Here is a 23,503-nt window from a genome sequence, read left to right as displayed (position 1 = left end):
TTGAACGGGACCGCAACAATAGGAGGATCGGCATAAAGCGCGAGACAAGACTCGCGCCGTCCGCGTAAAGGCCGCATCAATGCATGCGAATGGCGCGGGCGTTCAGCCCGCGAAGCGGTAGCCCACGCCGATTTCGGTCAGCAGGTAGACGGGCTGGGCGGGGTCGGCTTCCAGCTTCTGGCGCAGATGGCCCATGTAGATCCGCAGGTAGTGGTTGCTTTCCACGTGGGACGGCCCCCAGACCTCGCGCAGCAGTTCTCGGTGGGTCATGACCTTGCCGCGGTGTGCCAGCAACGCGGCAAGCAGGCGGTATTCCATGGCGGTCAGATGCACGTGCTGGCCGGCGCGCTCGACAACGCGCTTGGAGAAGTCGACGCGCACATCGCCGAAGGCGATCTCGGCCGCGTTGCCCGCGCCGCCGCGCGCATGCCTGCGCAGCAGCACGCGCAGGCGGGCCAGCAGTTCGCTGACCCCGAAAGGCTTGGTCAGGTAGTCGTCGGCGCCAGCATCCAGCGCGGCCACCTTGTCGGCTTCGGCGCTGCGGGCGGACAGCACCAGGACGGGGACTTCGGTCCAGCCGCGCAGTTCGCGGATCAGGGTCATGCCGTCTTCATCGGGCAGGCCCAGGTCCAGCACGATGGCGTCGGGCTGCCGGGTGCCGGCCTCGATCAGGCCGCGGCGGACGGTGTCGGCCTCGTGCACCACGCACCCTTCGCTTTCCAACGCCTGGCGAACGAAGCGCCGGATGTTGGCGTCATCTTCAATGATCAGGACGGTAGGCTGGTAGTCGAACATGCGGATGGCCGGTCAAAGGGTTTCGGGTTGGATCGCGGGCGGCGTGCCCAGCGGCAGGCTGAAGACGAACTGCGCGCCGGAGGCCAGCCCCGGGGTGTGCTCGACCCAGATGCGGCCGTGGTGGGCCGAGATGATGGCTTCGCACACGGCCAGGCCCAGGCCGACGCCTGGCGTGGCCGATTCGCGCTCGCCGCGCGTGAACTTTTCAAAGATGCGGCGCTCGGCGCCAGGGGCGACGCCGGGGCCATTGTCGCTGACGGCCACACGCAGTTCCGCATCATGCACCGCGGCGTGGATGCGCAGCGTGCTGCCCGCCGGCGTGTATTTGGCCGCGTTCTCAAGCAGGTTGCACAGCACGCGTTCGATCAGCACGCCATCGCATTCCACCAACGGCAACTGCGACAGGCTGGCCACGGTAACGTGATGGCCGGCCAGGGGTTCGCGCATGGCGGCCAGCGACGCGCCCACCAGTTCTTCGATGGATTGCCATTCCAGGCGCAGCGGGGTGTCGCGGCTTTGCAGCCGCGCCATGTCCAGCAGGTTGACGACCAGCGCGTGCATGCGTTGCGCCTGATCGCGCATGGCGCGGACGGTTTCCTGCACGTCGGCAGGCAGTGCCGCTTGTTGGCGCGTCAAGGTGTCGGTCATGCCGATCAGGCTGGTCAGCGGCGTGCGCAGGTCGTGCGATACGGCGGCCAACAGCGAGTTGCGCAACCGTTCCGATTCCATGCTGACCAGCGCCTGCTGCGCCACTTCCACGTAGTGCAGGCGCTCCAGCGCGATGGCGATCAGCGTGGCGTAGGCTTCGATCTGGCGCCGCGAATCGGGATGGGTGAACAGGCTGCGGCGGGGCGCGGCCAGCGCCAGCACCCCGCGCGTGCGCATGGGCGCCTTCAGCGGCAGGTACAGCAGATCGCTGTTGGACAGCGTGGCGGTGCCGGCGCCAGCCGGCTGGCCGTGGTCATAGACCCATTGGGCAAGCGCGGATTCCAGGGGCGGCATGTCGTCGGCCGCGGGCGAGGCCAGCTTCAGGCGGTCGTCCAGGCCCAGGATGTACAGCGCGCAGCGCGAGCCGAAGGTGGCGTGCACGAAGGCGCCGGCCGAGGCCACGATCTGTTCGGGCAGCAACGCGGACGACAGTTCGCGGGCGAACTCGTACAGGCTGCGCGCATCGGCCTCGCGCTTGACCGAGACCTGGGCCTGCAGGCGCAGCCCTGCCGTTAGTTGACCGATCAGCAGGCCCACGGACAGCAGGACGCCGAAGGTCAGCAGGTACTGCACATCCGAGACGGCGAACGAGGCCAGCGGCTGCACAAAGAAAAAGTCGAACAGCCCCACGCTGACGACGGAGGCCAGCGCGGCCGGCCCGCGTCCATGGCGCAGCGCCACGCCTACCACCGCCAGCAGGAACAGCATGACGATGTTGGTCTGGTGCAGCACGGGAAAGGCCAGCATCGACAGCCCCGTGGCCGCCGCGCAATAGCACAGCGCCCAGGCGTAGCCGGCCAGTGGGCGGGCATTGCGTTCGTCGCCGTTCTGGCCTGTCCGGCGCCCCAGCGTGAGCGGGTCGCGGCCGGGAGCAGCGCTGGCGGGCAGGGGTGGGGCGCCCAGCCGGATGATGTCGATTTCGGGGCAGCCCGCGGCCAGCATGTCGGCGAAGCTGTGCCGGCGCCATAGCCAGCCGGGCGTGATGGCCGCCGTCAGCAAGGCCGACACCGACAGACGCAGGCGTTGCAGGCCCGTGGCCCGCGTGCGGCCGACGATGGCCTTGGTGATGTTGTGCCGGCGCACGTAGCGCACCACGGCATCGACCATGTCGCCGCCGGCCAGGGTTTCGGTGCGCGCGCCCAGGGAATCCGCCAGGGCCAGGCTGCGCTGCATGCGGTCTTGCTCGGCCTGCGGCGTGGGCGCCGCGCGCGGCGTATCGATGGTAACGACGTGCAGGTCGCATTCCAGCTGCTGGCTCAGCCGGTGCGCGCTGCGGATCACGTATTCGGCGTCGATGTCCGGACCGATGCAGGCGACCACGGCTTCGCGGGTGCGCCAGACGGGTTCGATCGCGCGGTCGCGCCGATAGGCCTGGACGTCGTCGTCGACGTGGTCGGCGGTGCGGCGCAGCGCCAGTTCGCGCAAGGCGATCAGATTGCCCTTGCGGAAGAAATTGCGGGTGGCGTGGCGGGCCTGTTCGGGCAGGTAGACCTTCCCTTCCTTCAATCGCCGCAGCAACTCGTCGGCCGACAGGTCCACCAGGATGACTTCGTCGGCGGCGTCGAAGACCTCGTCGGGCACGGTCTCCCAGACGCGCACGCCGGTGATGCTGCCCACCGCTTCGTTCAGGCTGTCCAGATGCTGCACGTTCAGCGTGGTCCAGACGTCGATGCCGGCCGACAGCAATTCCTGGATGTCCTGCCAGCGCTTGGCGTGGCGGGAACCGGGTGCGTTCGAGTGCGCCAGTTCGTCCACCAGGACCAGGCCGGGCCGGGCGGCCAGCGCGCCGTCCAGGTCGAATTCCTTCAGCACATGGCCGCGGTACGCCACGTCTTTCAGCGGCAAGACCGCCAGGCCTTCCAGCAGGCTGGCGGTTTCGCGGCGTCCATGGGTTTCGACGATGCCGGCCAGCACGCTGACCCCCTGCGCGGCTTGCGCCCGGGCCGCGACCAGCATGGCGTAGGTCTTGCCCACGCCGGCCGATGACCCGAAGTACACGCGCAGCTTGCCGCGCACCGCCTGGCGCGCGGCGTCGTCCAAGGTTTTCAAGAGCGCGTCGGGGTCGGGACGCTCGCCAGCAATGTCAGCCATGAACGCGCAAGGGTTGGGTGGGGAAGGCTGGCAATACTATACGCTGCGGCATCAGCGTCCCGTGCCCAGTTGGTCCAGCGCCAGGTTCAGCATCAGGACATTGACGACGGGGTCGCCCAGCACGCCCAGCCAGGGCTTTTCGGTATTGGCCTGGATCAGGGCATCGACCTGTTCGCGGGGCAGGTGTCGGGCGCGGGCGACCCGTGCCGCCTGGTAGCTTGCCGCGGCCGGGCTGATGTGCGGGTCCAGCCCGCTGCCCGAGGCCGTGATCAGATCCACGGGCACGGGCGTGGGGTTCTCGGGGTCGGCCGCTTTCAGGGCCGCGATGCGGGCCTGGATGGCTTCGGCCAGCGCGGGGTTGCGCGGACCCAGGTTCGACCCGCCCGAGGCCGCGGCGTTGTACGGCATCGGCGCGGTGGCCGACGGGCGGCTCCAGAAGTACTGGGGCGACGTGAAGGACTGCCCGATCAGTTCCGAGCCGACGACCTTGTCGCCCTGCTTGATCAGCGAACCCGCCGCCTCGTGCGGAAATACCGCGGCCGCCACGCCGCTGGTCAGGAAGGGGTAGGCCAGGCCCGTCACCAGGGACAGGGCGGCGAAGACGACCAGCGCCGGCCGCAGGATGCCGCCGGAGTGCGGCAGGGCGGGGGCGGATTGCGTTGCGTGTTTCATGATGGATTCCTTTCTTCTGTTGGGCTGGATGCGGCGGACGGGATCAGACCCAGCCCAACGCGGTCAGCACCATGTCGACCAGCTTGATGCCCACGAAGGGCACCAGCAGGCCGCCCAGGCCATAGATCAGCAGGTTGCGGCGCAGCAGCACGGAAGCGCCCAGGGGCCGGTAACGCACGCCTTTGAGCGCCAACGGGATCAGCACGACGATGATCAGCGCGTTGAAGATCACGGCCGACAGGATGGCGGAGGCCGGTGTAGCAAGGCCCATGATGTTCAGCACGTTGAGCTGCGGATAGACCGTGGCGAACGCGGCGGGAATGATGGCGAAGTACTTGGCCACGTCGTTGGCCACGCTGAACGTCGTCAGCGCGCCGCGGGTCATCAGCATCTGCTTGCCGATTTCGACGATCTCGATGAGCTTGGTCGGGTTGGAGTCCAGGTCCACCATGTTGCCGGCTTCTTTGGCGGCCTGGGTGCCCGAGTTCATCGCCACCGCCACATCGGCCTGCGCCAGCGCGGGGGCGTCATTGGTGCCGTCGCCCGTCATCGCCACCAGCCGGCCTTCGGACTGATAGGCGCGGATTAGCTTCAATTTGGCCTCGGGCGTGGCTTCCGCCAGGAAGTCGTCCACGCCGGCCTCGGCCGCGATGGAGGCCGCCGTCAGCTTGTTGTCGCCCGTGATCATCACGGTTTTGATGCCCATGCGGCGCAGTTCGGCAAAGCGCGACTGGATGTCGGGTTTGACGATGTCTTTCAGTTCCACCACGCCCAGCGCGCGGTTGCCGTCGCTGACCATCAGCGGCGTGCTGCCGCGGCGGGCCACGTCTTCGGCCAGGCGCAAGACCTGGTCCGGCACGGTCGTCTCCTGCGCGGCCAGCCAGGCCTGGATCGCATCGACCGCGCCTTTGCGGATCATGCGGTCGCCCAGGTTCACGCCGCTCATGCGCGACTGCGCCGTGAAGGGCACGAATTCGACCTCGGCCATGTGGGGCGCGGGCGCGTGGATGGCCTTGTCAGCCAGCGCCACGATGCTGCGGCCTTCCGGCGTTTCGTCGGCCAGCGAGGCCAGGCGGGCCGCATCCGCCAGTTCACGCGGGGACACGCCCGGCGCGGGCAGGAAGGTGGAGGCCTGGCGGTTGCCGAAGGTGATGGTGCCGGTCTTGTCCAGCAGCAGCACGTCGACGTCGCCCGCCGCTTCCACCGCGCGGCCCGACGTGGCGATGACGTTGGCGCTCATCATGCGGCTCATGCCCGCCACGCCGATGGCCGACAGCAGGCCGCCGATGGTGGTGGGGATCAGGCAGACCAGCAGCGCCACCAGCACGGTCACGGTGACCGCCGAGCCGCCGCCGGCCGCGCTGACCGCGTAGATCGAGAACGGCATCAGGGTCACGACGACCAGCAGGAACACCACGGTCAGCCCGACCAGCAGGATGGTCAGCGCCAGTTCGTTCGGCGTCTTCTGGCGCTTGGCGCCTTCCACCATGGCGATCATGCGGTCCAGGAAGCTCTCGCCGGGATCGGCCGCGATGCGCACGAAGATCCAGTCGGAGAGCACGCGCGTGCCGCCCGTGACCGACGAGAAGTCGCCGCCGGATTCGCGGATGACGGGCGCGGATTCGCCGGTGATGGCGCTTTCGTCCACCGAGGCGACGCCCGCGATCACTTGCCCGTCGCCGGGGATGGTCTCGCCGGCTTCAATCAGCACCACGTCGTCGCGGCGCAGCAGGCCCGAGGGCTGGCTGACGGCCTGGTCCCGCCATTGCCCGGGTTGCGCGTCGCGGATGTCCGCCTCGCGGAAATTCTTTAGCAGACGGGCATTGATGGTGGTGCGCAGGCCGCGCAGGGTGGCCGCTTGCTGCTTGCCGCGCCCTTCGGCCAATGCTTCGGCGAAGTTGGCGAACAGCACGGTGAACCACAGCCATACGGAGATGGCCAGGATGAAGCCCGCAGGGGCCTCGGCCTGGCCGCGCAGGGCCATCACCCACAGCAAGGTCGTCAGGATGCTGCCGACGTAGACCACGAACATCACGGGGTTCTTCAACTGCGCGGCGGGCGAAAGCTTGCGCAGGCTGTCCAGCACGGCTGGCCCGACCAGCGAGCGCGACCACATGCCGAAGGAACGGTCTTGGGACGCAGCGGCGGGCGCGCGGGCGGCACCGCCGCCTGCGCTGGTTGTTGGCATTTCAATCTTGGCCATTTTCTTTCCTAGCCTGTTGCATTCAGGGTTGCAGGTGTTCCGCGACCGGGCCCAAGGCCAGCGCGGGCACATATGTCAGGGCGCCCACCAGCAGCACGGCGCCGATGAGCAGCACCACGAAGAGGGGGCCGGTCGTGGGCATGCTGCCGGGGCCGGCGGGCAGCCGGCGCTTGGCCGCCAGCGACCCGGCCATCGCCATCACGGCGATGATCACGGCGAAGCGGCCGAACCACATGGCGATGCCCAGCAGCACGTTGTAGAAGGGCGTGTTGGCGGACAACCCGGCGAAGGCGCTGCCGTTGTTGTTGGCGGCGGACGACAGCGCGTAGAGGATTTCCGAGAAGCCGTGGATGCCGGGGTTCAGCACCCCCGCCTGGCCGGCCGACACGGAGACAGCCAACGCGGTGCCGCCCAGCACCAGCAGCGGCGTGGCCAGGATGACGATGGAGACCATCTTCATGTCGTAGGCCTCGATCTTCTTGCCCAGGTATTCGGGCGTCCGGCCGATCATCAGGCCGGCAATGAAGACCCCCAGGATGGCAAAGGCGAGCATGCCGTAGAGACCGGAACCCACGCCGCCGTAGACCACTTCGCCCAGCTGCATCAGCAGCATCGGCGACAGCCCGCCCATCGCGGTCAGGGAGTCATGCATGCCGTTGACCGCGCCGCAGGAGGCGGCCGTGGTGATGACGGCGAACAGCGACGTCGCGGCGATGCCGAAGCGCGTTTCCTTGCCTTCCATGTTGCCGCCCGGCGAGAACGCCGTCATTGCGCTGTCGGCGCCGGCCTGGGCCGCCATGGGGTTGGGCTGCTGCTCAAAGTAGGCGGTGCCCAACGCGAAGACGGCGAACAGCACCGTCATCGCCGCCAGGATCGCGATGCCCTGGCGCCGGCTGCCCACCATCTCGCCAAAGGTGAAGCACAGCGCGGCGGGGATCGCCAGAATCGCCAGCATCTCCAGAAAGTTCGCCAGCGGCGTCGAGTTCTCGAACGGATGTGCCGAGTTGGCGTTGAAGAAGCCGCCGCCGTTGGTGCCCAGCAGCTTGATGGCTTCTTGCGAGGCGACCGGGCCCATCGCCAGCGTCTGCGTCGAGGTGACGGCGGGATCGGTCACGGGCTGGCCCTTGGCATCCAGCACCGGCTGGCCCTGGGCGTCCACGCGCGGCTGGTCGTAATGCAGGGCTTCCACCGTCTGCACGTCCTGGTAGGGGCTGAAGTTCTGGATCACGCCCTGGCTGACGAGCGCCAGCGCCAGCACGAAGGACAGGGGCAGCAGCACATACAGCGTGCAGCGGACCATGTCGGCCCAGAAGTTGCCGACGGTGGCCGAGCAGTGCCGCGCCAGCCCGCGGATCAGCGCGAACAGGACGGCGATGCCGGTGGCGGCCGAGACGAAGTTCTGCACCGTCAGCGCCAGCATCTGCGTCAGGTAGCTCATCGTGGATTCGCCGGCATAGCCTTGCCAGTTGGTGTTGGCGACGAAGCTGATGGCGGTGTTCAGGGCCGAGTCCGGCGTCACGGCGCCCATGCCGGCCGGGTTCAGCGGCAGCATGCCCTGGAGCCGTTGCAGGCCGTAGACGACCACGATGCCCAGGATGTTGAAGGCCAGCACGGCCAGGGTGTAGCGCTTCCAGCCCATCTCGGCCTGCGGGTCGATGCCCGCAAGCCGGTAGATGCCGCGCTCAAGCGGGCGGCCCCAGGCGGTCAGCCGGGATTGCCCGTTTTCCATGGCGATGCGGATGTAGCGCCCGAGCAGGGGCGCGATCGCAAGCAGGACTGCCAGGTACAGGACCAGCAATCCGACGAATTCGGCGGTCATCAGAATTTCTCCGGTTTGAACAGGGCGACCAGCAGGTACACGAACAGCAGGGCGGCGGTCAGGCCGCTGACCCAATAGAGCCAGTTCATGACGGCTCTCCCGTAGACAGGGCTTCGCAGAAGCGCAGCAGGGCGACAGTCAGCCCGGCCATGACGGCGAAGACGGCGATATAGATGGCATCCACGTTTTTCCTCCCGGGAGCACGGCTCCCTTCGAACGACGGGCCTGCGCGGCAAAGGCGGATGCGCGCCGGGCAGGCCAGGTGACCAATCAGGACACCGGCAGGTTACGGAGCAGGGGATAAAAACGGGATATACGTTCGGGAGGGGGGTGTAAACAAAAAATAAAGAGGGGTGGGCCCCCACGCCGCACTCGCTTCGCGAGCTTGCTGCCCCCCAAGGGGGCTGCGCCGCCTTGGGGGCGGCCCGGCGGCGGCGCAGGGAGTGCCCCCACGCTGCGCGCGCTTTGCGCGCTTGCTGCCCCCCAAGGGGGCTGCGCCGCCTTGGGACGGCCCGGCGGCGGCGCGGCTATTCTGGCGGCGTGTGGGGCGTTCTTGCGAGCGTTGCGGGGTTCTTTTGAAGGGTGTTGCTGCCCTTTGGAGCCGCGCCCGATTCCGGGCATGCTGCGGTGGCGATCGTCATATTCCGGGATCGGCGGGATTTCTGAACTTGGCTCAATTCGTGCCTTTTCGCCAAAAAATCCCAATATTTAGAACTTTTCGGTCAAATTGCACTACTGTGGTGCATGGAATATGTAAATGAATGCTCCGTCTTAGGGCATTCCCCTAGTGTGGCATTCCCGCACTTGGTGCAGAATCTCTTCCCATGCAGGTGAGGAGACAAAGCCCTGCATGGGCAAATACCGGCGGCACCGGTACATAAAAAAAGTAAAGCAGTACTCAAAAAAAGCAAAACGCACAACGGCTGGCACCAGGCAGTGCCAGCCGTTGTCGCATAAAAAGCCCGAATATCATCCGCCAGGGCTTTTCAGACGCAGCGTTTCGCGCTATCCAGGTAGGGTCTGAACATCCTAGCTATGCCCGAACCCCTCGCTTCTACCTCCAAGCCCGCTTCCACCCCCTATTGGCGCCGCAATTTGCGGCTGATCGTGTTGCTGCTGGCCGCCTGGGCGGCGCTTACCTTCATTCCCGCCTTTTTTGCCCGCAGCCTGACCTTCGATTTCATCGGCTGGCCGTTCGCTTTCTGGATGGCGGCCTACGGGGCGCCGCTGGCCTACCTGATCATCATCGGCGTGTATGCCCGGATCATGAACCGGGCCGACGAGCGCGCCGAGGCAGAAGCCGCGGGCGGGGACCGCTGATGCCGTTTTTCAGCGGAGACACTCCCCAGGAATTTCGGATCCGACTGCGCCGCATCTACGTGTTGTACACGGCCGGCTTCGCGCTGATGATCCTGTTGATGGCGCTGGCCGAAATCCTGGGCATGCCGCGCAACTGGATCGGCTACGTCTTCCTGCTGGTCACGGTCAGCCTGTACGCGGGCATCGGCATCGTGTGCCGCACCTCGGACCAGGTCGAATACTACGTGGCGGGGCGGCGCGTGCCCGCCATCTATAACGGCATGGCGACGGCCGCGGACTGGATGTCGGTCGCGTCCTTCATCGGGGTCGCGGGCACGCTGTACCTGACCGGCTATGGCGGGCTGGCCTACATCATGGGCTGGACCGGCGGTTACGTGCTGGTGGCGATGCTGCTGGCGCCATACCTGCGGCGCTTCGGCCAGTACACCATTCCCGACTTCATGGGCGCGCGCTATGGCGGCAACATGCCGCGCCTGGCGGGCGTGGCCTGCGCCATCCTGTGTTCGTTCACCTATCTGGTGGCGCAGATTTACGGCGTGGGCATCATCACCACGCGCATGACCGGCATTTCGTTCGAGCTGGGCATCTTCGTGGCGCTGGGCGGCATGCTGGTCTGTTCGTTCCTGGGCGGCATGCGCGCCGTGACGTGGACACAGGTGGGGCAGTACATCATCCTGGTCATCGCCTACCTGGTGCCGGTGGTGTGGCTGTCGATCAAGCACACCGACATGCCCGTGCCGCAGCTGTCGGCCGGCGTGGTGCTGCAGCAGGTGACCGAAAAAGAGATCTACCTGCAGAACGACCCGTCCGAAATCGAGGTGCGCCGGCTTTGGCAGCAGCACGCCGACCAGATGGCGCAGCGCGTGCAGGCGCTGCCCGAATCCTGGACGCTGGAAAAGGACAAACTGCGCAGCCGGCTGGCGCAGTTGAACGCCAGCGATGCGCCCATGGTCGAGATCCGTTCCGCCGAACGGGAATTGGCCGCCTATCCCGCCAGCGTGGAAGATGCGCGCGTGCTCTGGTCGCAAGCCCGTGCGACCTTCGAAGCGCGGGCCGCTCCGCCCACACCGCATGCCGAACCCTTTCCCGCCAAAGACCCGGAAGAGCGGCGCAACATGCGCATCAATTTCCTGGCGCTGGTGCTGTGCCTGATGCTGGGAACCGCGGGCATGCCGCACATCCTGATGCGGTCCTACACCACGCCCTCGGTGATCGAGGCGCGCAAGTCGGTGTGCTGGTCGCTGCTGTTCATCCTGCTGCTGTATTTCATGGCGCCCGCGCTGGCCCTGCTGGTCAAGTACGAGGTCTATACGCAGGTCGTGGGGTCGAATTTCCTGAGCCTGCCCAATTGGGTACACGCCTGGAGCGCGGTCGACAGCAACCTGCTGGACGTCACCGACATCAACCGCGACGGCGTCGTGCAGCTAAGTGAAATCAGCATGGGCGCCGACGTGGTGGTGCTGGCCATGCCCGAGATCGGGGGGCTGCCCTACGTGATTTCAGGCCTGGTGGCGGCCGGCGGGCTGGCGGCCGCGCTATCCACCGCCGACGGCCTGTTGCTGACCTTGTCCAATTCCCTGTCGCACGACATGTGGTACCGGATGGTGTCGCCGCGCATGTCGGCCGCGCGCCGGGTGATGGTGTCGAAAATCCTGTTGCTGGTGGTGGCGTTCGGCGCGGCCTGGGTGGCGGCGCGCAAGCCTGCCGACATCCTGTTCATGGTGTCAGCCGCCTTTTCGTTCGCGGCGTCGTCCTTTTTTCCCGCCCTGGTCATGGGCGTATTCTGGCGCCGCGCCAACAAATGGGGCGCCACCTTGGGCATGGCGGCGGGGCTGGCGGTGACCTTTGCCTACATGACGCACACGCATCCGTGGCTGCGCGAATGGGTCCTGGGCATTTCACGCACGCAGCCGGTCGACCTGTGGTGGGGCATCCAGCCTATCGCGGCCGGCATATTCGGCGCGCCCGTGGCATTTCTCACGATCATCGTGGTGTCGCTGCTGACGCCGCCGCCTGACCGCGCGACGCTGGCGCTGGTGGATTATCTGCGCCACCCGGGCGCGCCTCGCCCGCCGGCCGAAAACGCCTAAGGCGCGCCGCAGGCGTCGGTCTTGCGGTTGTCCGGATCAGTGCAGGCCGCCCACGCCGCGTCGGGCATGGCTTGCAACAAGGTAAACGTCTGGCCCGGCGCCCATAGCCATTGCACACCGCCCGGCGTCTGGCCGGCGGCTTCCCAGATGCGCTGCTTCTGCGCGGCGGTCAGGGCGAACTGGCCGCCATTGCCGCTGTTGCCTTTGGCCAGCACCTGTGCGGGGTCGCGCTTGGCGGCGTAGATGTCGCGGCCGCCGTTGCCGGGCGTGGGCCGCACGATGGCCCAGTCATAGTGGTACGAATCCAGCGCGGGCGGCTTCCAGGTCGGGCCCGGCAATACCAGCACGGCGTAGTCGCTTTGAATCTCGCGATAGGGCAGCCCCAGCGCAGGGCCGTCTTCGGCCCACCCGATGTGGGGGCGCAGGTAGCGCTGCACCGTGCGGCCCTGGCCGTCATAGGCCACGACCTGCGACGCCTCGCCGGATTTCTCCTGATACGCGATGACGCGCAGCAGCCGGCCTGCCGCGTCATGCACGTAGCGGGTCATCGGTTGGGAGGCGGCGGCGCAATCGTTGGCACCCAGTTCGGCCAGCCAGCCGTGTTCGTCATAGCGCAGGCAGTAGCGTACCGGCGGGTTCGGGCGGCCGTCCGCCGCGCGGGAGCGCTCTTCATAACCGGTCAGACGGTCGCCATCGCCATAGTAGTAGCGGGTTTCCGAGTCAGGTGACGGCAGGGCGGCCTTGCGGGATTCACGGGCCGCATCCACGGCGTTGGCGCTGTAGCGCGCGATGCCGCACAGATGCCGGCGCCCGTCGGCGCCGGTTTCGAAGCGCAGCATCGCGACGCCGATACGCGCATCCGGCGCGGCGGCGTACACCGACCAATCCACGTGTTCGGCCCAGATCACAGGCGTGGCGCGCGCGCCGGTCTCCACCGAGACGGCGGGCTGCCATGACTGGATGCGCGAACCGTCCAGCGCCAGCAACGTGTTGGTGCCCTCCAGCGGGATGTCCGCCACCTGGGTCTGGCGCTGCGCGGACGCCGCCAACGGCTCGCAGAGCGCGCTGGCCAGGCCGGGCGCCATCGACAACGCCGTCAGCGCAAGCAGGCGCAGGACGGGTTCAATGCGCGGCATTGTGCAGGTAGGCAACCAGCCCCCAGAGTTCGCTGCTGACCCCGCCCAGGCGCAGCGCGCCGCCGTGCGTATCCATCAGCAGGAACGGGTAGGCGTTGCGTTCCAGCTTGCCGGGGGGCGGCAGCCGGTAGGGCGTGAAATGCTTATCCGACAGCAGGTAGGTATTGGTCATGTCGCCCACGTCCACGTGCAGATACCAGACGGTCAGGTCCGCGACCTTCAACGCCGGGTCAGCTTCCGGATACACGCCGCCCTGGCCGGCGGGGATGCCGCTGTCCAGCACGCCCAGGAACACCGCGCGCGGACCGTGTTGCGGGAGATAGGCCCCGTCGCTGCCACGCCGCGCGAAGCTCTGGCGGATGAATCCCGCTGCGCGCGATCCGGGCACCACCGTGCGGGCGAACATCGAGTCCAGCTCGGCCTCGGATAGCGGGCGCCGCGAGGCGGACAGGCGGTCCAGATCTTGCTTGAAGTCCGTCAGCCAAGCCCGGTAGCGCACGAGCTCTGCGGCGCGGTTGAACTCCTGTGACCACGCGTTGCCGGCCAGCAGGAAGGCAAGGCAGCCCACGCACAACCAGGCCGCCAGCCAGCGGCGGACCCACGACGCAGCCGGCGGCGCGAGGGGGCGGCTCAATGCGAGACGGATTTCGAAAACACGTTCATCACCACCACGCCGGCGATGATGAGGCCGATACCGATCATCGCCGGCGTGTCCAGGTGCTGCTTGAACAGCACCGCGCCCACGATCGAGATCAGCACGATGCCGACCCCGGACCAGATGGCGTAGGCGATGCCTACCGGGATCTCGCGCAGCGTCAGCGACAGGAAGTAGAAGGAGATCAGGTAGCCGGTGACCGTGATGAGGGACGGCACCAGGCGGGTGAAGCCTTCAGAGCCCTTCAGGGCGCTGGTGGCGAAGATCTCGGCGATGATCGCCACGCCCAGGTAGAGCCATTTCATTTGCGCATTCCTTCGGATTGCCGCAACAGCACCAGCAGGGCGCCTGCGCCGCCTTCGCGTTCTGGCGCCTCGGAAAACGCCAGGACTTCATTCTTCTGCACCAGCCAGGTGCGCGCTTTGTCTTTCAACACCGGCTCCAGCCCTTGCGAGCCATAGCCCTTGCCATGCACGACGCGCACGCAGCGGATGCCGTGTTCCTGGCATTCGTCCAGAAAGGACAGCAGCGCGTGGCGGGCCTGTTCGACGCGCAGGCCGTGCAGGTCCAGCTCCGCGCCCGCACGCCATTGGCCGCGGCGCAGGTTGCGGGCGGTGTCGGGTGCTGCGTCGCTGCGCACGAAGGCGGTGCCGCCTTCGGACAAGAGGTGCGTGATTTCGCCGCCGTCGGACACGCCGGCGTCTGCGCGGGACGGCGTTTCGCCCAGCGCATTGGCGCGGCGCAGCGCCGGGGCGGGTTCCGCCACGGGCTTGTGCTCCGCGCGGGCGGCCGCCTTGATCGGCGTGACGGACTTCATCGTGCGCTGGAAAGCGGCAATGTCATCCAGGGGCGCGCTTTCCGGTTTCTTCAGCACCGCGACCCGCTTGGCGAGCGCTTCGCGTTCGCGCTCGGCCTGCAGGTCTTTCTTCAGGCGTTTCAGGTCGGCCAGGCCGACCTTACTGCCCCGCATTCTCCAGCCACCGTTGGGCGTCCAGGGCAGCCATGCAGCCCGTGCCGGCGCTGGTGATGGCCTGGCGGTAGACGTGGTCCTGGACGTCGCCCGCGGCGAACACGCCCGGGACGGAGGTCATCGTGGCCATGCCGGACAGGCCGCTCTTGGTGACGATGTAGCCGTCCTTCATTTCCAGCTGGCCCTGGAAGATTTCCGTATTCGGCTGGTGGCCGATGGCGATGAAGGCGCCGGTGACCGGCATGTCTTCGGTGACGCCAGTGTCCACGTGGCGTACGCGCACGCCGGTTACACCGCTGTCGTCGCCCAGCACTTCTTCCAGCGTGTGGAAGGTCTTGAGCGCCATGTTGCCGTTCTCGACCTTGGCCATCATCTTGTCGACCAGGATCGGTTCGGCGCGGAATTTGTCGCGGCGATGGATCAGGGTGACCTTGCGGCAGATGTTCGACAGGTACAGGGCTTCCTCGACGGCGGTGTTGCCGCCGCCGACCACGACCACGTCCTGGTTACGGTAGAAGAAACCGTCGCAGGTGGCGCAGCCGGACACGCCGCGGCCCATGAAGGACTGCTCGGACGGCAGGCCCAGGTACTTGGCCGAGGCGCCGGTGGCAATGATGAGGGCGTCGCAGGTGTAGATCTTGCCGGTGTCGCCGGTCAGCGTGAACGGGCGCTTGGACAGGTCGACCTTGGCGATGTGGTCGAACAGCATTTCGGTGTTGAAGCGTTCGGCGTGCTTCTGAAAGCGCTGCATCAGGTCCGGACCCTGCACGCCATCCGCGTCGGCCGGCCAATTGTCGACGTCCGTGGTGGTCATGAGCTGGCCGCCTTGGGCCAGACCTGTAACAAGAACAGGGCTCAGATTGGCGCGTGCCGCATAGACGGCCGCCGTGTAACCGGCAGGGCCGGAACCGAGTATCAAAACTTTAGCGTGCGTAGGCGTGGACATGGGCGGGTATCTTTAGGTTAACGCCCAATTATAATGAGCCGCATGCCGCGTATCTCGACTGCTTCTCCGCGCGCCTCGCGCAACACCCGCAACGGGCCTTCGCCGCTACAAACGCGTATTTCCGCGTTGCTGCGCGAAGCCCGCTGGATCCTATTTGCCGCCCTGGCGGCCTGGCTCACCCTGGTGCTGGCCACCTGGAGCGCGTCCGACCCTGGCTGGTCGCACTCCGTGCCCGGCGACGTCGTGCGCAACCACGGGGGACGGCTGGGCGCCTATCTGGCGGACATCCTCCTCTATCTCTTCGGCTTCTCGGCCTGGTGGTGGGTCGTCCTGCTGCTGCACCGGGTGCGCGCGGGCTACCGGCGACTGGCCAGCCAGCTTAAAGTAACTAATAGTAAACAACCGGAAGTGTTGCCGCGCGTCCACTGGGAAGAGGGCATCGGCTTCTTCCTGCTGCTGCTGGGTTCGCTGGGCATGGAAGCCCTGCGCCTGGCCAGCCGCGGCACGCATCTGCCCGGCGCTTCTGAATCCGCCAGCGGAGCAGGCGGCGTCATCGGCCATACGCTGGCCGACCTGATCAGCCGCAGCATCGGCTTTACCGGCAGCACGCTGGCCTTCCTGGTCATGCTGGCCATCGGCCTGAGCCTGTTCTTTTCGTTCTCGTGGCTGGCCGTGGCCGAACGCGTGGGCTCCTGGATGGAAGGCCTGATCCGCCGCGTCCGCAATTCCTACGCCGCCCGCGAAGACCGCAAGGTCGGCCAGGTGGCCAAGGCCGTGCGCACCGAGCAGGTCGAGGCCAAGCAGGAAAAACTGGTGCACGAGCAGCCGGTGCGCATCGAACCCGCCATTACCGTCGTGCCCAAGTCCGAACGCGTCGAAAAGGAAAAGCAGCAGTCGCTGTTCTTCGCGCCTTCGGGCGGCGCCGAAGGCGACCTGCCGGCCATCAGCCTGCTGGACCCGCCGCTGACCAATCAGGAAACGGTGTCGGCCGAGACCATCGAATTCACCTCGCGCCTGATCGAAAAGAAGCTGGCCGACTTTGGCGTGTCCGTCACGGTCGTGGCGGCGCAGGCCGGCCCGGTCATCACGCGCTACGAAATCGAGCCGGCCACCGGCGTGAAGGGCAGCCAGATCGTCAATCTGGCCAAGGACTTGGCCCGTGCGCTGAGCCTGGTCAGCATCCGGGTGGTGGAAACCATCCCGGGCAAGAACCTGATGGGCCTGGAACTGCCTAACCCGCGCCGCCAGATGGTGCGCCTGTCTGAAATCCTGGGTTCGCAGACCTATCACGCCAGCCATTCGGTGGTGACGATGGCGCTGGGCAAGGACATCGCCGGCAACCCGGTCGTGGCCGACCTGGCCAAGATGCCCCACTTGCTGGTGGCCGGTACGACGGGTTCGGGCAAGTCGGTGGGGATCAACGCCATGATCCTGTCCTTGCTGTACAAGGCCGACGCGTCCCACACCCGCCTGATCCTGATCGACCCGAAGATGCTGGAAATGAGCGTCTACGAGGGCATCCCGCACTTGCTGGCCCCCGTCGTGACCGACATGCGCCACGCGTCCAATGCGCTGAACTGGTGCGTGGGCGAAATGGAAAAGCGCTACCGGCTCATGAGCAAGATGGGAGTGCGCAACCTGGCGGGCTACAACACCAAGATCCGCGACGCCATCAAGCGCGAAGAACCCATTCCGAACCCGTTCTCGCTCACGCCCGACCAGCCCGAGCCGCTGTCGCCGCTGCCCACCATCGTGGTGGTCATCGACGAGCTGGCCGACCTGATGATGGTGGTGGGCAAGAAGATCGAAGAACTGATCGCCCGCCTGGCGCAGAAGGCGCGCGCCGCCGGCATCCACCTGATCCTGGCCACGCAGCGCCCCAGCGTGGACGTCATCACGGGCCTGATCAAGGCCAACATCCCCACGCGCATCGCGTTCCAGGTGTCGTCCAAGATCGATTCGCGCACCATTCTTGACCAGATGGGCGCCGAAACCCTGCTGGGCCAGGGCGACATGCTCTACATGCCGCCGGGTACCGGCTTGCCGGTGCGCGTGCACGGCGCGTTCTGCAGCGACGATGAAGTGCATCGCGTGGTGGAAAGCCTGAAGGCGCAGGGCGAACCCAACTACATCGAAGGCCTGCTGGAAGGCGGGGTCGAGGGCGACAACGGCGAAGGCGCCAGCAGCGTCACCGGCATCGGCGGCGACGCCGAGTCCGACCCGATGTACGACCAGGCCTGCGAAGTGGTGCTCAAGCACCGCCGCGCCTCGATCTCGCTGGTGCAGCGTCACCTGCGCATTGGTTACAACCGCGCGGCCCGGTTACTCGAGCAAATGGAGCAATCGGGTATGGTGTCGGCGATGCAATCCAATGGCAACCGGGAAATCCTGGTCCCTGCCGCAGCCGCCGCCCGAGAGGAAGCATGATGAAGACGTTTCGCCGCCTGGCCATCGCCACCGCCTTGAGTCTGGCGCCTGCCCTGGTGTTTGCCGCCAGCGCGCAAGAGCAATTGAAGGCCTTCGTCTCGTCCGTCACGGCGGCCACCGGTTCGTTCTCGCAGTACACGGTGAACAACCAGGGCCGCACGCAGCCTGCGCAGACCGGCGTGTTTTCGTTCCAGCGCCCGGGCAAGTTCAAATGGGCGGTGCAGAAGCCGTACGAACAGCTCGTCATCTCGGACGGCCGCACGGTCTTCCAGTTCGACCCTGATCTGGCGCAAGTGACCGAGCGCAAGGTGGATGCCGCCATCGGCACCTCGCCCGCCGCGATCCTGTTCGGCTCCGGTTCGCTTGAGCAATCGTTCGACGTGTCGGCGCTGCCGGCCAAGGACGGCGTGGAGTGGTTGCGCGCCAAGCCGCGCACGGCCGACGCCGGTTTTTCGCGCGTGGACATCGGCATGAAGGACAACCTGCCGGTGCGCGTCGAACTCCTGGATTCCTTCGGCCAGACGACGCGCGTGGACTTGTCCGCAATCGCGGCCAACCCGTCGCTATCCGCCAAAGAATTCCAATTCACGGCGCCCAAGGGCGTAGACGTCGTAAAAATGTAGGCAGGGCCGTAGGATGGGTGAAGCGCGAGAGAACTGTGCGCAAAACACCAGCCGCCCAGCGCGCGCAACCCATCAAGCAGCGGTTGTGTTGTGGCTAAATCAGATAAGAAGCGTGGCGCTGCTTGATGGGTTGCGCGCGCTAGGCGGTGGTGTCTTTGCGCACATTCTCTCGCGCTTCACCCATCCTACGTAGCAACGCCTCCATCAAGGCCGCTTGTACGCCACGCAATCGATCTCGACCTTGGCGTCCACCATCAGGCTGGACTGCACGCAGGCGCGCGCGGGCGGGTTTTCGCCGAAGTATTCCTTGAAGACCTTGTTGAACGACGGGAAGTCGCGGGCGTCGTCCAGCCAGACGCCGCATCGCACCACGTGTTCCGGGCCGTAGCCGGCTTCCTTCAGGATGGCCAGCAGTTGCTGGATGGCCTTGTGGCACTGCGCCACGGTGCCGCCTTCGATCACTTCGCCGTTTTCCATCGGCACCTGGCCGGACACGTGCAGCCAGCCGTCGGCGGCGACGGCGCGCGCGAACGGCATGTGCGAACCGCCCTGGCCGGTGCCGCCGGCGACGCCGTAGCGGGTGATGCCATTCTTGTCGGGCGTGGGGGCATTGCTCATGGTGAGACTCCTATTGGGATGGGGTTGATGCCGGAGAAAGGGAAGACGCCGCCGCGAAGCTCGCGCGCAGGTCGCCGTTGCGCGGCAGCCAGCGGCCGGCGCGGTCGCCGGTGGGCTGCCCCTGGTGGTACGACAGGGTGCCGTTGACCCAGACGGCTTCGATGCCGGCGGCGGTCTGTACCGGCGCGGCGAAGGTGGCGCGGTCGATGACAGTGTCCGGATTGAACAGCACCAGATCAGCGTGATAGCCCTCGCGCACCAGGCCGCGATCGGCCAGACCGAAGCGGGCGGCGGACAAGCCGGTCATCTTGTGCACGGCCTGAATCAGCGGGAACAGCCCGACGTCGCGGCTGTAATGGCCCAGCACGCGCGGGAAGGCGCCCCACAGGCGCGGATGCGGCATCGGGTCGTTGGGCAGTCCGTCCGACCCCACCATCGTCAGCGGGTGCGACAGCACGCGGCGCACGTCGTCCTCATGCATGTTGTGATAGACGGCGCCGGCCGGTTGCAGGCGTTGCGCGGCCTCTCGCAGCGTCACGCCCCAGTCGGCCGCGATGGCGGCCAGTTTGCGGCGGGCTTGCTCGGGATGCGGCACGGACCAGGTGATGTCGATGTCGAACTCATCGGTGACCTGCTTCAAGTCCAACGTGGACGAGCTGGCCGAATACGGATAGCAGTCGCAGCCCACGTGTTGCAGGCGCCCCGCGTTCTCCAGCTTGAACAGCACTTCCTTCGTGCGGCCCCAGTTGCCGGCGCCGGCGCATTTTAGGTGCGACACCACCACCGGCACGCGGGCGTGCAGGGCGATGTCGAACGCTTCCTGCATGGCCTCGAGAATGGCCGCGAACTCGGAACGCAGGTGCGTGGTGTACAGCGCGCCGAATTCATCCAGCGCTTCGGCCAGCAGCTTGACCTCGGCCGTGTCGGCCTCGAAGGCGGACGCATAGGCCAGGCCCGTGCTCAGCCCGATCGCCCCGTGTGCCAGCGCATCGCGCAGTTGCTCGCGCATGGCCAGCACTTCGTCCTGCGTGGCGGCGCGGTCCAGGCGGTCCATGTGGTTGCTGCGCAGGGCGGTGTGGCCCACCAGCGCGGCTACGTTCACCGCCGGTTGCGCGGCTTCGATGGCGCGCGTGTAGTCGGCGAAGGTGGGGTAGTTGAAGTCTTCGCGGCCGCCCAGCAGGTTCATCGGATCCGGGGGCTCGGCGCGCAACGACACGGGCGAAGCGCTGATGCCGCAATTGCCCACCACCACGGTCGTCACGCCCTGGGACAGCTTGGGCAGCATGCCCGGCGTCCGGATGACGTTGGTGTCGTCATGCGTGTGCACGTCGATGAAGCCGGGGGCCAGCGCCAGTTCCGTGCCGTCGATGATGTGGCGGGCTTGCGCGCCGGGCAGGGCGCCGATGGCGGCGATGCGGCCATCGGCCAGGGCCACGCTGGCGCGGATTTCGGGGCCGCCGGTACCGTCCAGGACGCGGACGTTGCCAATGAGGGTGTCGTACATCTTGGGTTCCAGGTTCAATCGCCCAGCGGCAAACGGTTCGGGCCGCCGCGGTGCTCGTCCAGCGCCAGCTTGATGCGGCGCAGGCGTTCGCGGTTTTCCTCTTGGTTCAGCATGGCCAGTTCGGTCGACAGCAGGTCGATGGCCAGCATCATCGCGTAGCGCGATGCCGAGGGTTTGTAGATGAAGTCGGTTTCGTCCGTGCGGATCGGCAGCACCACGTCGGCCAGCTTGGCCAGTTCAGAGGTGGCGTCCGTGATGGCGACGATGCGGGCGCGGTATTGCTTGACGATGCGGGCGGCGCCGACGATTTCGGGCGTCAGGCCGGAGGCCGACAGGATGAGGACCGCGTCGCGCTCGTCCAGGGTGGCGGCCACCATGCGCAGCAGCACCGCGTCGCTGTAGACAGCGATGGGATAGCCCAGGCGCACCAGGCGCGACTGCACTTCCTGCGCCAGCACGGCGGAGGCGCCGCCCATGCCGAACACGTAGATCATGCGCGCGCCGTCGACGATGGATGAGGCCTGCTCGAACAGCTGTTCGGTGAAGGTAGGCAGATGCGCGCGCAGCGTACTTTCGATGTCGGCGTAGATGCGGGCGTAGAAGGTGCTTTCCTCGGCGGGCGCGCTGGGGTCCAGGAAGCGGCTGCCTACCGTGCTGGCCTGCGCCAGCTTCATCTTGAGGTCGCGGGTGTCTTCGCAGCCCACCGTGCGCGCAAAGCGCGAGATGGTGGCGATGCTGACGCCCGCCTTCGTCGCCAGCTGGTCGACCGTGGCGCTGGCGCCCCACATGATGTCGTCCAGGATGGCGTCGGCGACCTTGCGTTCAGTCACGCTCAATGCGTCCCGCCGACTGCGTATCTGGAAGACGATGTCGCGGATGATGTTCATGTGGGGTTCCTGGATCAGATCGGGGCGGGGCAAAGGCTAGGCCAGCTCGGGGTCGTCGATGCGCGAACAGGCCACGAAGTGGCCGGGGCCCACGCTGACGGCCTGCGCGTCGATCGTGGCGCAGGCGTCGATGGCATGCGGGCAGCGCGTGCGGAACACGCAGCCGGATGGCGGATTGACCGGGCTGGGGATATCGCCTTTGAGCAGAATACGCGAACGCGGCGCGCGCGGATCCGGCACGGGCGCCGCGGACAGCAGCGCGCGGGTATAGGGGTGGCGCGGGCGGGCGTAAACCTCGCTGGTCGGGCCGCGTTCCATGACGCGGCCCAGGTACATCACGACGACCTCGTCGCACAGGTAGTCCACCACCGCCAGGTCGTGGGCGACGAACAGCATGGTCAGGCCCAGGTCGCGCTGCAGGTCCTGCAGCAGGTTCAGCACCTGCGCCTGCACCGACACGTCCAGCGCCGACACGGGTTCGTCCGCCACGATGAAGTCGGGCTCCACCGCCAGCGCCCGGGCGATGCCGATGCGTTGGCGCTGGCCGCCCGAGAACTCGTGCGGGTAACGGCGGCTGTGGTCGGCGTTCAGGCCCACGCGCTCCAGCAGTTCGCCGATGCGGGCCGAACGACGATGCTGCGCCAGCCGGTGCGTGTCCAGCGCCTCGCCCAGGATCTCGGCCACCGTCATGCGAGGGTTGAGGCTGGCGTACGGGTCCTGGAACACGATCTGCATGCGGCGGCGCCACGGCAGCATCTGCTTTTCATTCAGCGTGGTGATGTCCTGCCCGTCGAACAGGATGCGGCCGGCGGTTGGCGCGAACAGGCGCAGCAGCGCGCGGCCGGTAGTGGTCTTGCCCGACCCGGATTCACCCACCAAGCCCACGATGGTGTTTCTGGGCACGTCGAAGCTTACGCCGTCCACGGCCCGCACGACGGGGGCGTTGCGCGCTTGCGAGGTCGGGAAGTGGACTTTCAGGTCTTCAATGCGGACCAGCGGATCTTCGGCGCGCACGCTCACTTGGGGGCTCGTCATATCGGTTTCACCTTGATGCAGCGCGCGCGGTGTTCGGGTTGCACGGCGATCAGTTCGGGCACGGCGGCGCGGCAGTCGTCAGCAGCCAGTTCGCAGCGCGGCGCGAACGTGCAGCCCGCCGGCAGCGACAGCACGCTGGGAACGTTGCCGGGGATGGCGCGCAGGCGTTCGCCCGAAGCCAGCAGGGCGGCCGTGGGCAGACAGGACAGGAGGCCGCGGGTGTAGGGGTGCGTGGGCTTTTCGAACAGGTCGTAGACGCCCGCGTCTTCCACCACGCGCCCGGCGTACATGACGGCCACGCGATGCGCGATCTCGGCCACCACACCCAGGTTGTGGGTGATGAACAGGATGCTCATGTTCATCTCTTTCTGCAGCCGGCGCAGCAGGTCCAGGATCTGGGCCTGCACGGTCACGTCCAGCGCGGTGGTGGGCTCGTCGGCGATCAGCACCGCCGGGTTGCAGGCCAGCGCCAGCGCGATCATCACGCGTTGGCGCATGCCCCCCGACATCTGGTGCGGGTACTCGTTGACGCGGCGGTCGGCGGCGGGGATCTCCACGCGTTCCAGCATGTCGCGGGCGCGCCGGATCGCCGAGGCATAAGAGCCGCCTTCGTGCTGCAGTACGGCTTCGGCGATCTGGTCGCCCACCGTGTACAGCGGGTTCAGGCTGGTCATCGGTTCCTGGAAGATCATGGCGATTTCGGCGCCGCGGATCTTCTGCAGGGTGGCGGGCGTGGCGCGGGCCAGGTCGTGCTGCGTGCCCTGGCGGTCGCGGTACAGGATCTTGCCGCCTTCGATGCGACCGGCCGGTTTGGGCAACAGGCCCATGATGGACAGGCTGGTCACGGATTTGCCGGAACCGGATTCGCCCACGATGGCCAGCGTTTCGCCGCGGGCCAGATCGAAGGTGACGCCGTCCACGGACTTGGCGATGCCGTCGCGGCTGTGGAACCAGGTCTTCAGCCCTTCCACGGACAGCACGACGTCTCGGGTGCTTGCCGTCAT

At 67.1% G+C, this 23,503-nt stretch carries 20 protein-coding genes; 4 read left to right on the top strand and 16 right to left on the bottom strand.

What is annotated here, in order from left to right:
- Window positions 1-102: 102 nt before the first annotated feature.
- The 6 genes from kdpE to kdpF are packed head-to-tail and all read right to left on the bottom strand — an operon-like array spanning window position 103 to window position 8,377.
- Window positions 103-795, bottom strand: a complete 693-nt coding sequence (gene kdpE, locus AC27VE_RS00785) for a two-component system response regulator KdpE (protein ID WP_006223564.1) — start codon at window positions 793-795, stop codon at window positions 103-105.
- Window positions 796-807: 12 nt separating this feature from the next.
- Window positions 808-3,594 carry a DUF4118 domain-containing protein gene (locus AC27VE_RS00780; RefSeq protein ID WP_488702827.1) on the bottom strand — a complete coding sequence of 929 codons (2,787 nt, stop codon included), beginning with the start codon at window positions 3,592-3,594 and terminating at the stop codon, window positions 808-810.
- Between the two features lie 51 nt (window positions 3,595-3,645).
- A complete protein-coding gene (gene kdpC, locus AC27VE_RS00775; RefSeq protein WP_424625434.1) occupies window positions 3,646-4,266 on the bottom strand; it encodes a potassium-transporting ATPase subunit KdpC in 621 nt (206 codons plus the stop codon).
- Window positions 4,267-4,309: 43 nt separating this feature from the next.
- On the bottom strand, window positions 4,310-6,469 hold the full coding sequence (kdpB, locus tag AC27VE_RS00770; RefSeq protein WP_488702826.1) for a potassium-transporting ATPase subunit KdpB: 2,160 nt from the start codon (window positions 6,467-6,469) through the stop codon (window positions 4,310-4,312).
- A gap of 22 nt (window positions 6,470-6,491) precedes the next feature.
- On the bottom strand, window positions 6,492-8,288 hold the full coding sequence (gene kdpA, locus AC27VE_RS00765) for a potassium-transporting ATPase subunit KdpA (protein WP_315138858.1): 1,797 nt from the start codon (window positions 8,286-8,288) through the stop codon (window positions 6,492-6,494).
- The gene (gene kdpF, locus AC27VE_RS00760; RefSeq protein WP_006223569.1) at window positions 8,288-8,377 is read right to left on the bottom strand and encodes a K(+)-transporting ATPase subunit F; all 90 of its coding nucleotides are present in this window, start codon (window positions 8,375-8,377) and stop codon (window positions 8,288-8,290) included. Before kdpF ends, kdpA begins: the two co-directional genes overlap by 1 nt.
- 946 nt (window positions 8,378-9,323) lie before the next feature.
- Between kdpF and AC27VE_RS00755 the strand changes: the two genes are divergently transcribed.
- On the top strand, window positions 9,324-9,608 hold the full coding sequence (locus tag AC27VE_RS00755; RefSeq protein WP_488702825.1) for a DUF4212 domain-containing protein: 285 nt from the start codon (window positions 9,324-9,326) through the stop codon (window positions 9,606-9,608).
- Window positions 9,608-11,698, top strand: coding sequence for a sodium:solute symporter family protein (locus AC27VE_RS00750; RefSeq protein WP_088587787.1), 2,091 nt, complete (start codon window positions 9,608-9,610; stop codon window positions 11,696-11,698). Before AC27VE_RS00755 ends, AC27VE_RS00750 begins: the two co-directional genes overlap by 1 nt.
- Here the strand turns inward: AC27VE_RS00750 and AC27VE_RS00745 are convergent.
- From AC27VE_RS00745 to trxB, 5 genes are read right to left on the bottom strand one after another with little or no spacing between them, the layout of a single operon-like run.
- A complete protein-coding gene (locus AC27VE_RS00745) occupies window positions 11,695-12,834 on the bottom strand; it encodes a hypothetical protein (protein WP_488702824.1) in 1,140 nt (379 codons plus the stop codon). The two genes, AC27VE_RS00750 and AC27VE_RS00745, sit on opposite strands and share 4 nt — an antisense overlap.
- Window positions 12,821-13,468 (bottom strand): hypothetical protein, encoded by a 648-nt coding sequence (locus tag AC27VE_RS00740; protein WP_488702823.1) that lies wholly within the window; start codon window positions 13,466-13,468, stop codon window positions 12,821-12,823. The genes AC27VE_RS00745 and AC27VE_RS00740 overlap by 14 nt, the downstream gene beginning before the upstream one ends.
- A complete protein-coding gene (locus tag AC27VE_RS00735; protein WP_006223575.1) occupies window positions 13,465-13,794 on the bottom strand; it encodes a DMT family transporter in 330 nt (109 codons plus the stop codon). Before AC27VE_RS00735 ends, AC27VE_RS00740 begins: the two co-directional genes overlap by 4 nt.
- Window positions 13,791-14,459 carry a Smr/MutS family protein gene (locus AC27VE_RS00730; protein ID WP_488702822.1) on the bottom strand — a complete coding sequence of 223 codons (669 nt, stop codon included), beginning with the start codon at window positions 14,457-14,459 and terminating at the stop codon, window positions 13,791-13,793. Before AC27VE_RS00730 ends, AC27VE_RS00735 begins: the two co-directional genes overlap by 4 nt.
- Entirely contained in the window at window positions 14,446-15,405 is a 960-nt protein-coding gene (gene trxB, locus AC27VE_RS00725; protein ID WP_006223577.1) for a thioredoxin-disulfide reductase, read from the bottom strand. The genes AC27VE_RS00730 and trxB overlap by 14 nt, the downstream gene beginning before the upstream one ends.
- Before the next feature lie 42 nt (window positions 15,406-15,447).
- On the opposite strand from trxB, the gene AC27VE_RS00720 reads away from it, so the two are divergent.
- Complete coding sequence (locus AC27VE_RS00720; RefSeq protein WP_427962083.1) at window positions 15,448-17,832, top strand: DNA translocase FtsK; 2,385 nt, start codon at window positions 15,448-15,450, stop codon at window positions 17,830-17,832.
- Complete coding sequence (lolA, locus tag AC27VE_RS00715) at window positions 17,832-18,455, top strand: outer membrane lipoprotein chaperone LolA (RefSeq protein ID WP_006223579.1); 624 nt, start codon at window positions 17,832-17,834, stop codon at window positions 18,453-18,455. The genes AC27VE_RS00720 and lolA overlap by 1 nt, the downstream gene beginning before the upstream one ends.
- A 204-nt stretch (window positions 18,456-18,659) precedes the next feature.
- On the opposite strand, the gene AC27VE_RS00710 is transcribed toward lolA, so the two are convergent.
- From AC27VE_RS00710 to AC27VE_RS00690, 5 genes are read right to left on the bottom strand one after another with little or no spacing between them, the layout of a single operon-like run.
- The gene (locus AC27VE_RS00710) at window positions 18,660-19,073 is read right to left on the bottom strand and encodes a RidA family protein (RefSeq protein WP_105555293.1); all 414 of its coding nucleotides are present in this window, start codon (window positions 19,071-19,073) and stop codon (window positions 18,660-18,662) included.
- Window positions 19,074-19,083: 10 nt separating this feature from the next.
- Window positions 19,084-20,577 (bottom strand): N-acyl-D-amino-acid deacylase family protein, encoded by a 1,494-nt coding sequence (locus AC27VE_RS00705; protein ID WP_488702821.1) that lies wholly within the window; start codon window positions 20,575-20,577, stop codon window positions 19,084-19,086.
- A gap of 14 nt (window positions 20,578-20,591) precedes the next feature.
- Window positions 20,592-21,464 (bottom strand): MurR/RpiR family transcriptional regulator, encoded by an 873-nt coding sequence (locus tag AC27VE_RS00700; RefSeq protein WP_006223582.1) that lies wholly within the window; start codon window positions 21,462-21,464, stop codon window positions 20,592-20,594.
- A 36-nt stretch (window positions 21,465-21,500) separates the two neighbouring features.
- Window positions 21,501-22,499: an ABC transporter ATP-binding protein gene (locus tag AC27VE_RS00695; RefSeq protein ID WP_006223583.1), complete on the bottom strand. Its 999-nt coding sequence runs from the start codon at window positions 22,497-22,499 to the stop codon at window positions 21,501-21,503.
- Window positions 22,496-23,503 (bottom strand): ABC transporter ATP-binding protein, encoded by a 1,008-nt coding sequence (locus AC27VE_RS00690; protein ID WP_280025856.1) that lies wholly within the window; start codon window positions 23,501-23,503, stop codon window positions 22,496-22,498. Before AC27VE_RS00690 ends, AC27VE_RS00695 begins: the two co-directional genes overlap by 4 nt.

The sequence above is a fragment of the Achromobacter sp. 18P8.1.1 genome, from assembly GCF_057799415.1.
Note: the sequence above shows the minus strand (reverse complement) of the source record. Positions and strands in the feature narration are given on the sequence as shown.